Origin of the sequence: Methylovulum psychrotolerans (assembly GCF_002923755.1) — a bacterium.
GTDB classification, from domain to species: Bacteria; Pseudomonadota; Gammaproteobacteria; order Methylococcales; family Methylomonadaceae; genus Methylovulum; species Methylovulum psychrotolerans.
This window is the reverse complement of record NZ_PGFZ01000001.1, coordinates 106,165-119,244: the sequence shown is the minus strand read 5'-3', so window position 1 is coordinate 119,244 and position 13,080 is coordinate 106,165. Positions and strand designations below refer to the sequence as shown.

The 13,080-nt window shown below is 51.5% G+C and carries 11 protein-coding genes; all 11 read right to left on the bottom strand.

Translation table 11 applies throughout. The annotated features are described in order from the left end of the window. Positions 1–186: 186 nt before the first annotated feature. The 11 genes from AADEFJLK_RS00560 to AADEFJLK_RS00510 all read right to left on the bottom strand — a co-directional run bounded on the left by AADEFJLK_RS00560 (position 187) and on the right by AADEFJLK_RS00510 (position 12,940). Positions 187–624, bottom strand: coding sequence for a hypothetical protein (locus AADEFJLK_RS00560; protein WP_103972944.1), 438 nt, complete (start codon positions 622–624; stop codon positions 187–189). 12 nt (positions 625–636) lie between these two features. Beyond that, on the bottom strand, positions 637–1,533 hold the full coding sequence (locus tag AADEFJLK_RS00555; RefSeq protein ID WP_103972943.1) for an alpha/beta hydrolase: 897 nt from the start codon (positions 1,531–1,533) through the stop codon (positions 637–639). A 358-nt stretch (positions 1,534–1,891) separates the two neighbouring features. Next, positions 1,892–3,043, bottom strand: a complete 1,152-nt coding sequence (locus AADEFJLK_RS00550; RefSeq protein ID WP_146054475.1) for a hypothetical protein — start codon at positions 3,041–3,043, stop codon at positions 1,892–1,894. 2 nt (positions 3,044–3,045) lie between these two features. Then, on the bottom strand, positions 3,046–3,633 hold the full coding sequence (locus tag AADEFJLK_RS00545) for a Cap15 family cyclic dinucleotide receptor domain-containing protein (protein WP_103972941.1): 588 nt from the start codon (positions 3,631–3,633) through the stop codon (positions 3,046–3,048). A gap of 188 nt (positions 3,634–3,821) precedes the next feature. Then, the gene (locus tag AADEFJLK_RS00540; protein ID WP_103972940.1) at positions 3,822–4,343 is read right to left on the bottom strand and encodes a GNAT family N-acetyltransferase; all 522 of its coding nucleotides are present in this window, start codon (positions 4,341–4,343) and stop codon (positions 3,822–3,824) included. Then, complete coding sequence (locus AADEFJLK_RS00535) at positions 4,343–4,624, bottom strand: type II toxin-antitoxin system TacA family antitoxin (RefSeq protein ID WP_249027945.1); 282 nt, start codon at positions 4,622–4,624, stop codon at positions 4,343–4,345. The genes AADEFJLK_RS00540 and AADEFJLK_RS00535 overlap by 1 nt, the downstream gene beginning before the upstream one ends. 424 nt (positions 4,625–5,048) lie before the next feature. Continuing rightward, on the bottom strand, positions 5,049–8,123 hold the full coding sequence (locus tag AADEFJLK_RS00530) for an efflux RND transporter permease subunit (protein ID WP_103972939.1): 3,075 nt from the start codon (positions 8,121–8,123) through the stop codon (positions 5,049–5,051). After that, on the bottom strand, positions 8,120–9,169 hold the full coding sequence (locus AADEFJLK_RS00525; protein WP_103972938.1) for an efflux RND transporter periplasmic adaptor subunit: 1,050 nt from the start codon (positions 9,167–9,169) through the stop codon (positions 8,120–8,122). Before AADEFJLK_RS00525 ends, AADEFJLK_RS00530 begins: the two co-directional genes overlap by 4 nt. Before the next feature lie 372 nt (positions 9,170–9,541). Further along, positions 9,542–9,889: an endonuclease domain-containing protein gene (locus tag AADEFJLK_RS00520; RefSeq protein ID WP_103972937.1), complete on the bottom strand. Its 348-nt coding sequence runs from the start codon at positions 9,887–9,889 to the stop codon at positions 9,542–9,544. Between the two features lie 261 nt (positions 9,890–10,150). Then, complete coding sequence (locus AADEFJLK_RS00515; protein ID WP_103972936.1) at positions 10,151–11,518, bottom strand: TolC family protein; 1,368 nt, start codon at positions 11,516–11,518, stop codon at positions 10,151–10,153. A 93-nt stretch (positions 11,519–11,611) separates the two neighbouring features. Further along, positions 11,612–12,940 (bottom strand): sensor histidine kinase, encoded by a 1,329-nt coding sequence (locus tag AADEFJLK_RS00510; RefSeq protein ID WP_088620380.1) that lies wholly within the window; start codon positions 12,938–12,940, stop codon positions 11,612–11,614. Positions 12,941–13,080 lie beyond the last annotated feature (140 nt).

The window sequence follows — 13,080 nt, the reverse complement described above, 5'->3', positions numbered from 1 at the left end:
TGATTTTATTCTCCCCACCCCAACCCTCCCCATCAGGGGAGGGAGCAGTCCACCTTGACAAGCCTTAGCTCTTCGTAAATCTTTCCCACTATTTCGAGGTGACTTTATGAAAAACTTGATGATCGAGTTCAAACGCCCACTTAATTTCATGCACGTTCCTTAATAGCCTAAGCAATAGGCTGTAAGTCAGCGTGGCGGCCATAAAGGCCTATCGTCGGCACCGTAAGTCACACCAAAATTAAACGCCGACAAGTCGCCCAATACATATTGCAGCTCCAGCCAATACCGATCAAAATTATAAGATTCCATACCGCCATAGTCATCTACCGCGTAAGTATCGTGCAAATAATGGCCTAAACGTGCCAGCAAAATGTCAGGTGCCAGTGTCCAAGGGTTTAGCCCCAACCATCGGGCCTGGTGATTATGCACCTCAAGCCAGCCGAGGCGGCTATCGTTGCTATCCTCGATATTCAAAACGAGCTTGCGTTTATAGTAGTATAGGCGAGTGATGCCATACTCCGAATCCGACTCGACCTTATCAGGCTTGCCCAACAACGTGACCAGCTCGGCTTCGGTCATGCCGAAGACAATATCATCAACGCCGCGCTCTAATACTATCTGCATGGTAAATCTCTCCTAAGGCCTCACCTTTCGCGGCAAATACGCCGCCAAAAACGGCAAAATCTTCGCCTGATATGCCGCCGGATTGTAAGCATGTAAATCCCAATGCGCCGCTCCCTCAACCGCCCAAAACTGCTTAGGCTCCTTCGCCGCCGCAAAAATCCGCCGCGCTTCCGGCAACGTCGTCAGTGGGTCTTCCGTGCCGGACGCGACCAACACCGGGGCCGCCAACGCGCCTATCTCATCAATAGGGTGCAATTGCCCGGTAGAAATACCCAAGCGCCACGGCAACTGCCACAGCAACAACGGCGCAACGCCCCGACCGAGAGGGCCAAAATAATGCACCATCCGATCCGTGACCGCGTCCTCAATGGTCGGAAACATCGACTCCACCACCACCGCATCCGGCGGCGGGGTCGCCTTCGCCAACACCACCGCCGCTGCACCCAAAGACACCCCGATCACACCGACCTTCTCCCCCGGCACCTGCCGCCGCAAATACGCCAACATGGCTTTAACCGCCTCGCCCTCATTCACGCCAAAAGTAATGTACTGCCCCGTACTCTCGCCATGCGCGGGCAAATCCACCAACAACACCGAATAACCCGCCCGCCGCAAAAACTGCGCCCGCGCCGACATCGCCCACCGATCCGCCTTCACCCCATGCAGCAACACCACCACCCCCTGCCCCGCCTGGCCTTGCAACCACCACCCCGCCACCGCCCCACCAGACGCTAACGGTATATGCACCGTCACCCCCTGCAAATCCGCAGGCGCATCCCCCACCGTCCAAGCCGCCGGCTTAATCAACTCCGACCCCGCCTGCCAAGCGGCAAACACCACCAAAACCAAAGCAACACCCAAACCAATGAGCAAACGGCGGATAAACAAATACAGGGGGAATTTAGACATAAATAGAAAAAGATAAAAGTAACAGGGGTTTGTGCACAACGTAGGTCGGACAGGCAGTTTTGCATGACATTTGCCAATTTCGTCAGCCGTAAAATGCTTGCCTAACAGTGCAGGGTTAAACGATCAGGCGCAGGTTAATGTAGGTGGTGCGTCGGGCAGAAACTCTTGCCCGATCTACATTTTAAATTTTATTTGCCTGATATGTTAATACGCTGGGGAAACAGCATGTTGATAGTAAAAACGGTAGGAGGTTGGATAAATGGGTATGAAGGCAGTTCGTTGAGCAAAAATAGCCTAACCAATAGCGTTATATTCACCAGTTAGGCTATTAGATATAGGTTTGAACAAACTTTAGCACCTAAAAAATAGCCTTACTCACAATAACCGATGGGTCATAATTATAAAAAGGCTTAAGTTCTTTAAATATTGAAACTGCTAAATCATTAAATTCTTCTGCGAGCATTTCTAGTGCTTCAGTTTTACCATTATCGTCAAAAATTTTTCTTGTACCATCGGGAACCTCAAGCGAGTCTCGATGGCGCTTATCATTTAAAAGCTCCTTTAAATAATCCTTTGTTTTTTCAACGAGTCCTAATCTAAGATATAATGGTACGCTAAGGCGCTTATCCATGTGATATGCAATAGCCGCTAAATCGTAGCTACTGAGTCTTTTTGTTACTGATTTCTTATGGCTTGGCATATCGGCAATAATAGTTTTCATCAACCGGATTACACACTTTAGATTCCCCGTATAAATAACATCTCGATCATGTACTTTTTTGATATGGGCAAATGGATAATTCAATAATAGCTCGTGGTCTCCCTTGTGATATATTTTTACCCCCCTATCGTGCTCTTGGCTAGATTGTTGATATTTGATACTATCAAACCAAACTGCTGGTACAATATCGACTTTTATACACAAGTCACCACCACTCAAAGCTATTGATTTTTTGCCAGTACAGTCAATATCTGATTTTGGACAAACCATAGGCAGAGTTTTTTCTGACTTTAACCTAACATCCTTCGCAATATCTTTTAAGCTTCTGTGGTCGTTTGAATTGGTATAATTATTTGGGCTTACTGGCGGATGCTCTAAATGGACTGGACTAGTTACTATTATGAGCATATCTATATCGGAGTAACTTTCAATATGAACATCCAAAGCCACCGAACCTTGCATTTTTCTCGTTACATTTTCGCCTTGAGCATTAAGTTTATTTACTAAGCTATCCGAAACCCTATTTCCTTCGTTAATTGATGCTTCTGTTGAGTCTTTGCTAACTGGCTGCATAGCACCAATAGAATATTTCACCCCTTTAGGTTCTTTTAACTCTTCAAAATGCTCTGTTTTTTGTTGGCTATCGGCTACAACTACACCTAAGCTATCTCTAAAACGTCCTGTTCTTTGTTGGCTACCAACTGCATACGACATATGTTCCAAGGTAACGCTCGGACGATTATCTTGACGACGTTCTTTTAACGCCTGGAATCTTTTTTCAAAATCCATCATTAAACCTTTGTAAAATACATTGTGCCAAAAGACCTTCTACCAGCACTGTTAAAATATGAAGCTTCGCCTGATGTTACATCTGCGTTTAATTCAACTTCACAATAGCCTTTGTGAGAATTAAGTTCATGGCTTTGTTGAATGTTCGGGTTATTGCGATAACTATAACTGAGTCGCCATCCGGGTAATCCACACTGCTTTGATAACGTTGCGGTATAGCTTTCGCTTTGACTGTCTTTTGTTTTTAAGTGAATTAATATAGTTTTCCACTTTTGCTCAATACCTATTTCTGCATTCCATTCATACCTAGTGTTACCATCTTCATCGAGCGTTTTTCCGGTTACTTGCCACTTTCCATTTAAGTTTGGAATTTCTAAAATTGGAATCTTCCAAGCCCATTTATTAAAGACCCAATCAAGAACCCAGTAAATCAGCCCAGTAGTTATGGTTACTGAAAAAGCCTCTAAACCAGTTAATTCGTTTAGCCAAGTAAATAGTTGCGCAATTCCCCCAGCTAAGGTTATTGATATAACTCCTAACCACCTTCCTATGACGGAACGATCATGTCCAAGTATAGCGTAATCGTGCATAGTAACCTCAATTATGACATTGTTAATCCTTGCCAATTTATGACAGGATAGAGGGAAACGAATGGCCTGCTATTGTATTTTTCGCTCAGTTTAGTTTATTTAATTTGCCTAACAAACACAATGGTTTTTTAATTAACAGCTAAAAAGTCCTGTAGATTGAGCAGAATCTGACCTGCCTAACCTTCAAGCTAAATTCCCCTAATCGCCTCCATCGGCACAAAAAGCCGCATCGGTTGGTCTGTGAAAGGCCGGAACATCCCAAACGCTTGGTAAAAGCCCAACGCGTCGCCATCTAACACATCAAGCACCACGCCCAAGGCGGGCAGGCCTTTATCGGTCAGATAAACGCTTTGCCGTAACGCGCTCACCAAGGTTTTTTCGCCCAAACCTTGTTTTTGGAAACAACGGTTAACCGCTAACCGTGCCAATAACACCACGGGTACAGGATAGGCGGGTAAGTTTTTATCGGTGGGAAGCTGTTCGCGGCTGACCGCTGTTGACGCGAGCGTGTAATACGCACCAATAGCGGTTTTATTCAGATTATCTTGAGGGCATTGCGTCGTTAAAATCCAAGTCGCACTCAGGCCTAGCTTTCTATTTTTATCCGCGTAACGGCTCAAGAACACATTCATGTCCGGTTTGCCGCAGTCGAAGCTTTTCACTTCATGCTGTTGTGGGTTAAGCAGTACAAATTGGCTTGCAAACGCCATTAAAAACCTTCCTCATCCAACCGTTGGGCGGCTTTGATTAAGCGTTGGCTAGGCTTTAAGTTAGGATCTTGGCACAGCGCGATAAAGCTGTCGAATTGTTGGTTGCTGAGTTTTATCTCGGTTTGTTGCCGGATAATCTGCGGGGAGTTTTCGCGTATCAAGCGGGTAATGTATTCGGTTAAGGATACGCACCCTAAAGCGGCAGAAGCGCGTTCCGCCAGTTGTTTGGTTTCCAAATCCACGCGCAGATCAATGCGTTGATTGTTAGACGATAGCATCATATCCTCCTTCGTTGCCTGTTAATTTAGAGCCATAGTAACATAACGGAAAATTGCCGTACAAGCCACTTGTCAATACATTAAACCCGATGTTCAAGTTTTTAACATTAAAATAAATAGCTCAGATTTTAGGCAACAGGCGAGTCATTATATTTAATTAAAACAACAAATTGCAATGAAATCCGGCTCCCTCCCCTGATGGGGAGGGTTGGGGTGGGGAGAATCTAAACAACGCTTTTTTCATTAAACAGAATAAAAATATGTCGATCAAACTCTCTGAGCTATATGTATAAGTCATTGATTTTATTCTCCCCACCCCAATCCTCCCCATCAGGGGAGGGAGCGGCCTTACCCTACTGCCTTGTGTTTTTAACAAATGCCCTACTCTATTCAGGGTAGTTTTTATGAAAAACTTGATGATTGAGTATTAACGCCCCCGCCGCAACAAATAATACAAACACGGCGTAGCCAACAACGACAGCAGCACCGACAAGGTCAACGCCCCCATCACCGCGACCGCCAAGGGCTTGAGCATATCTGACCCCGCCCCAATCCCATAAGCCAACGGCAACAGCCCTAACGTAGCAGCTAAGGAGGTCATCAGCACCGGACGCAAACGGCGGCGGCCTGAGGCGACCAGCGCCTCTGCCAAACTTAAGCCCTGATCCAAAAAAGCCTGTACCGAGTCCAGCATTAAAATGCCGTTTTTCGCCACCACACCGATGCCGATAATCGCCCCCAATAAGGAGACGATATTCACCGACGTACCCGTGATAAACCACGCCAACACCGTGCCGGACAAGGCCAGTACCGAGCCGATGACAATAGCAATGGCTTGGCTGAACGAGCCAAATTCAATCAGCAATACCACAAACACCAACAGCACCGAAACCAGCAACACCACCAACAAATTTTGGAAAGACTCTTGCTGCTGTTTAAATAAACCGCCAAATTCCACCACCCCCGGCGGCAAGCTGGGGTCGTTACTGAGCTTGGCCTTGATTTCGGCAATGGCGCTGCCCAAATCGCGGTTCTCCAAACGTGCCGACACCGCCACCAATTGCCGCAAGTCTTCGCGGTTCAATTGCAATTGCCCCGGTTCATTGACCAAATCGGCGACTTGCGACAATTTCACGGTGCGGCCATCGGCGGCGCGGATCGGCAACTCGCGCAACTGTGCAGCTTGCCCAGTCGCCGCCCCGTCCATCCTGACGCGGATATTCACCACCCGGTCGCCTTCCAACACATAAGAGGCTTTTTGCCCCAGCATCGCGGTGCTGACCGCCATCGCAATATCATTGCTGGTAAGGCCGAAGCGCAACGCGTCGGGGCTGCGCACCCGTAAGCTTAAGGTCGGGCCGGTGGTCTCCAAGCCATCAAAGGTATCGACCACGCCGCTGATTTTGGCGAGTTCGGCCTTGATTTGCGGGGCTTTTTGTTTCAGCCACGCGACATCGGTGGAAAACAGCTTGATTTCAATCGGGCGCGGCGACCAGGTCAAATCGCCGATTAAATCATTAAGAATGCCAGCAAACTCCCAATCTATAACAGGAATTTGCGCATGAAGTTTGGGGCGCAACTCATTAATGACGGCATCGGTGCTGCGCTGGCGGTCTGTTTTCAGTTTGACCAAAAAATCGCCGCCATGGGCTTGCGAAATGCCCAAGCCCAATTGCGCCCCGGTGCGCCGCGAGTAACTCTCCAATTCCGGCAGGGCGCGGAGCATTGCTTCGGCCTGTTGCAATTGGCGGTCGGTCTCGGTTAAATTCGTCCCCCACGGCGTGTGGTAATCCAAAACAAACGCCCCTTCATCCATAAACGGCAAAAACTCGCTCTCCAGCCGCCCATACAAACCCACGCCCACCGCCAAAACCGCCACACAAGCCAATAAGACCAGCCAGACATGCCGCAATGCCCCGCGCAAGGCCTGAGCATAAAAATCCAACAGCCGCGCCAACGCCCCCTTACCTTCATCCTGATGGACGGGTGCAGACGCTGGCAACCACGCTGCCGCCAAGGCCGGGATTAGCGTCACCGCCAACACCAACGAGGTCAGTAACGACACCACCATGGTCAGCGCCAAGGCACGGAAAAACGTCCCGGCTACCCCATCGAGAAATGCCAAGGGGATAAACACCACCACCGGGGTCAGCGTCGAAGCCAGCAAAGGCCGGAAAATCTCCGCCAACGCCTGCGGCACAGCGGCCAAGCGCGGCGTTCCGGCGACAATTTTGGCATGGATGGCCTCCACCACGACAATGGCATCGTCGATAATCAGGCCAATAGCGGCGGCGATACCGCCCAAGGTCATCAAGTTAAAACTTAAACCGAACACCCGCACCATTAACAAGGTCATCAACACGGTGGCGGGTATCACCGTCGCTGCCACCAAAGTCGCGCCCCAATTGCGCAAAAACAGGTACAAAATCAGCACCGACAACAACAGCCCTAAGATAATCGCTTCCCAAACGCTTTGGATGGAGTCGCCGACCAGCACCGACTGGTCGTAAAACAGCGTCACCTGCATACCCGGCGGCAACTGCTGGCGCAACACCGCCAATTCTTCTTTGAGTTGCTTGGCGATGTCCAGCGTACTGCCGTCCGGTTGGCTGTACACGTTCAACAACACCGCATCGGCACCGTTAGCAGTGACGACGTTAAACACGGGTTCCGGGGCGCGTTCGACCCGGGCAAAATCCCTGATCCGCACCGGATGGCCGAGCGCGGAGGGGGCGGCTACCGCACTCGGCGGATTGCCGACTACGGCGACAGTCAGGTTTTCAATATCGGCGGCGGAATGGACACGGCCATCGACCACGGTCAGATATAATTGGTAATTTTCCTCCAGCATCCCCGACGGGGCGACCAGATTATTGCGCAGCAGCGCGTCGGTGACTTGCGCCAAACTTAAGTTGACCGCCTGCAAGCGCAAAGGATCGACCACGACATGGTATTCCGGGGCGCGGCCACCGACCAGACCGACCCGCGCCACGCCGGGTACACGCAGCAAACGCGGTTGCAGCTTATAACGGGCGGTCTCCCAGAGTTCGGTCAGAGAATGGCCGGAGCCGGTCAAACCTAAACCCAGCACCGGAAAGGCCGCAAAAGTCAGCCGCCACACTGCCGACGTGGCGGTAGGCGGCAAGCTTTTTTGCACCACCCCCAAACGGCCTTGGACAAACAGCTCGGCTTGCACCATATCAGTTTGCCAAGTAAAAAACACATTCACTTCCGCCGTACCGCGCCCGGTTTTCGAGCGCACTGTGCGCACCCCCGGAATATCCTTCACCGCCTCTTCCACCGGACGGGTGATGGTCGCCATCATATCATTGGCGGGCATCACCCCGTTATCGACCAAAATCACCACACGCGGAAAATCGGTATGCGGAAAAATCGCCGACGGCATCCCCAAAGCGGCATAAATCCCCGCCAAACACAGGGCGGCACAAAGAAAGAAAATCGCCTTATTGTGGCGTAAGGCAAACGCGGCGCTCGGCATCATGGCAGCACCTTGACGCGGGTTTGCGGCGGCAAACCATAAGCCCCCTCGCTGACCACCGTCATCCCCGCCCCCAGCCCCGCACCGGACACCTCCAACCAATCGCCGTCACGCAAGCCCGTCACCACTGGCCGCTGCACGGCCTGATCGCCCTCCACCACCGCCAGCACACTTTGCCCATCATGGTTAACGACACTGGCGACAGGTACGGCCAAACGGTGCGGGTGGGTCTCGACAGTAATCCGGGCATGGATAAACTGGCCGGAACGTAAGCATTGGCCGGGGCTACAAGCACTATCGGGCAACTCGACCCGCACCAGCACAGTATCGGTAAGCGGATCGATTTGCGGGTTAATAAAACTGAGCTTACCCGCGCCCAGCACCGCCTTACCCACATCAATAGCGACACTTTGCCCAATTTGCAGGGCGACGGCTTCTTGGCTAGGGACATGCAACACCAGATCTAAGCGGTGCGCGTCGATTAAATCCGCCAACACGCTACTGGCGCTGACCGCCTCGCCGACCTTAAAATGGATGGCCGACACCGTACCCGCCAGCGGGGCGGTAATGGTCTGCAACGCGCCTTGGGTTTGTGCGGTCTGTAAATCGGTCTGCGCCGCCGCCACCAACTGCTCGGCATCGTCAAGCAACTTGCGCGAGATAGTTTCATCGGGCTTTAGCAAGCGTTTACGCGCCAGATTTTTCTTGGCAAAATCCAAAGCCACCTCGGCCTTGGCAATTTGCGCGGCGGTGGCGCGTTTATCCAAGGCGAACAACGGCGCGTCTTTCTGCACCTGCCCACCCTCCTCGCAATACACCTGCGCAATAATCCCCGCCACCGGACTGGCGACTCTCGCACTCGCCGCCGCCTTACCGTGGCTGGCTAAGGCTGGTTCGACCAAGCCGTAGGCCTGGACATAGGCGTGTAAAGTGGTGTCGGTAATAGTCGCCGTTTTCACCGCCACCTCAGTGACCACCTCCACCTCATCCGCGTAGGCCGCACCGAAGCAGAACAGGGTTATCGCTAGGGCTATCAGTTTTGGGGCCATGGGGTTCCTAGGATTTGGGAATTAAACTCGATATTGACTTTTTTCATAAAGTCTGCCCTAAAGGTAGTGGGAAATTTGTTAAAAACACAAGCCCATAGGGTAAGACAACTCCCTCCCCTGATGGGGAGGGCTGGGGTGGGGAGAATAAAATCAATAATTTACACATATAGCTCAGAGATTTTAATCAGAGTGTTTTCAGTCTGTTTAATGAAAAAAGTCTTGTTTAGATTCTCCCCACCCCAACCCTCCCCATCAGGGGAGGGAGACGAACTTCGTAGTAACTTGTTGTTTTAAATAACTTTACAATATCCGATAGCTAAGCTATTTATCTGAATGTTAAAAACTTGAACATCAATAAATATAGAAAAACAATCAAACATTAGTCTTACTATCCAAAACAAGCTGATATATAGCATCTAAAACCCCTTCGCCATTACCTAGCACCTCATTATTCCAAAAGCGTATAATCTTAAAGCCCCGCTGTTCAAGGCAAAGTCTGCGCTGTTCGTCATAATCTGCTTGGGCAATATGCTGCGAACCATCAAGCTCAATCACCAGCTTTAATTCCAAACAAACAAAATCCACAATATAACGGTCAATCGGAAATTGCCTGCGGAATTTCAGTTCCAATAATTGCTTATTTCTGAGTTTTTGCCACAACCAACGCTCCGCATCGGTTTGGTTTTTTCTTAACAACCTGGCATTTTCGGTGTGTACCATAATTATTTACCTTTTTATCATGCCTTGCTTTTCATAAAACCAACTCTAAGCAGAGCATAAAGTTAACCAAAAACAACAAATTGCAATGGAATCCGTCTCCCTCCCCTGATGGGGGGCTGGGGTGAGGAGAATAAAATCAATGACTTATGCTTATGGCTCAGAGATTTTGATTAACGTATTTTTATTCTGTTTAATGAAAAAAACGTTGTTTAGATTCTCCCCACCCCAACCCTCCCCATCAGGGGAGGGAGCTGTCTTGCCCTATGGGCTTGTATTTTTAATAAACGCCCCAGTCCCCAGCGGATACCGCAAAGCCGCTTCCAGTTGCGCGGCGGCTTGCTGGCTTTCGACCAGCACATCCAAGCGGCTGCGTTCGGCAAGGCTTTGCTCCAGTTCGGCGGTGGCCAGGGCGTGGGCATCCACCTCACCAGCCGTTAACAGGTTTTGGATGGCCGCGACATTGGCCTTACGGTTATCCAGCGACTGTTCAGCAGCGGCCATGCGGTTTTGCACCGCTTGTGCGGCGGCGTAAGCGCGGTCTATCTCGCCGATAATCCGCAATTGCAAGGCCTCAAAACGTTGCGCGGTTTCTTGCCGCTTCGCCGCCATTTCGGCAATCGGGCCTTGGTTTTGGTTAAATACGGGCAGTTGCAACGCCGCCAAGCCCATTAACCAACGGTTTTCCCCAGTATTCCAGGTATAGCCGGGGTTGGCTTGGATATTCGGGTATTGGTTGGCGACCTCCAATTGCAACGCCGCTTGGGCTGCGGCGTATTCCGCCAATAACGCCAACACATCCGGGCGTTCGCGCAACGCTTTGGCAGTCAATTGCTTAACGGCTATCTGCCGCATGTCCGACACTTGGGCAAAAGCGGTAAAGTCCAGTTTAACCCCCGCCAAGCCGCTCACGGGTATGCCCAAAGCCGCCGCCAACACCGCTTGGCTGTCGGCACGTTTTTTCTCGGCGGCGCTCAGCCCCAAACGCACTTGGTCTAAGGCCAATTGTGCCGCCAAGACATCACTGGTGGCGAGTTCCCCCGCCTGTTGCTGGGCTTGTAAGTCACCGTTAACACGCGCTTGCAACGCCTGTTGCTGACCCAGCATCTGCACTGCCGTTTCACTGGCATACACATCCAGCAACGCCAAACGCAAACGGGATCGCACCAGCCACGCGGTATCGGCAATCCGCAACCGTGCGGCGGCACTCAAGTGGCGACTTTTATCCATGCGGTATCCGCGTTTGCCCGCCGTTTCTATCGGGATGCTCAGGGCACCGACAAAAATCCACGGCACGGCATCGGCGATATTACTAATCCACGTCGGCGTGATGGCGACACTGGGATTAGGCCGTTGCGCCGCCGTCTGCCCCGCCGCCCCGGCCATGTCGGCTTGGGCGCGGATTAACGCCATATCAGGATGGTAAAACAAAGCCGCCAAGGTCAGCTTAGCCAAATCCCAAGGCCCGTCTTTTGGCAACTTAAGGCTGGCAAAATACGCCTGCAAGCCGCCGCTGTTCAAACTCCGCGCCTCAAGACCGCTGGCCGAAACCTGGGCATCCAGCGGCTGGTCTTGAAAATGGGCGCACCCCGTCAGCAGGGTCAAGAACAACAAGGTTTGGCGTGGGTGCATAAAGAAAGGCCAGTGTTTAAGAAGAAAGTGATTAAGAAACAAGAGGGAGCGCGGGCATCTTGCCCGCAAAGGGCGGGCAAGATGCCCGCGCTCCTAAGAGACCAAAGTCGGCAGCACTTGCAGCCCCGACACCACCACCCGCAAACCCGGTTGATTATCCAATAACTGCAACCGCCCCTCATGCAGTTCCACCACAGCGGCGGCGATGCTCAAGCCTAAGCCATTACCCGGCGTGGTGCGGCTTTGCTCCAAACGGTAAAAACGCTGCATGACTTTGGCGCGGAAAGCTTGCGGGATGCCGGGGCCATTATCAGCCACCACCCACTCCAGATTTGAGCCTTGCGCCTGTAAACTCAGGCTAATCCGCGTTTGTGCGGGCGTATGCAGCAAGGCGTTTTCCACCAGATTAAACGCCAATTGCGTCAACAATTCCTGATCGCCGATCACCATAAGGTCAGAGGCCACATCAGCCACCAAACACTTGCCCTGCTCTTCGGCGACCGGCTCCAACGCTTCCGCCACCGACTTGAGCACAGCACTTAAGTTAACGGGCTTAAAACCGCTACGCCTAGAACCGGACTCAATCTGGGCGATTCTCAGCAAGGCCGAAAACGTCGCCAACACTTGCTCCACCTCCTCCAACGCCCGGCCTATACAATCTTGATAGGCACTGACCGTCTGCGGCTTGGCCAGCGCGTCCGCCAAACCGAATTGCAAACGGCTGATGGGGGTGCGCAAATCATGGGCGATGTCATTGGACACCTGCTGAACGTTATCTAACAACAGACCGATTTTATCCAACATCAGGTTAAGCAACAGCGCCAGCTTATCCAGTTCGTCATGATGGCGGGCGACGGGTAAGCGGCGCTTTAAATCGCCCGCGATAATCGCCTCGGTCGCCAAGGTAATCGCGGCGATTTTTTGCAAAAACGTCCGGCTTAAATACACCCCACCGCCGACCCCCAACACCAGCACCAAGACCATGCCCGACAAAAATGCCTGAATAATCGCCCGGCCTGTGGCTTGGATAGCCGCACCATCCTGGCCGACCACCAACCAGCCGCCCTGCGGCAAAGCGATAACCTGCGCATAAATTAACGGCGTATCGGCATCACTCAGCATCTGCCAACCCGCCTCAGGCGCAAAATGCCGTAACCGACCCGCCAGCCACTGCCCTTGCGCCCCCTGCAAACCATAAAGATGTGCCACGTTCTCATCCTCACGGATTTCATCGGCCAAACCGTCTAAGCCGTCATCCTCATACTCTTCCAGCAAGCGTTGCGCCTCGACCCCAATACCGACCTTAAGCTGCTGCTCTAACGAATGCAAAGTCAGCAGATACACGCTGGTGCCTATCGCCACAAATGAACTTAAAAACAGGCCGATATAAATAATCGCCAACTTAAAACGGGTAAGGCCCATAAGATTGTCGGGGTTAAAATTGGGGAGGGGGAATGGATATTCTGAATTCCTGGCACAAACCGTGGTCTCAAGTCCTCACACTGGCTAAGAGCAAAGACTCACTGTATCTGCCGGAACCGTTACCACTCATTTTGACCATC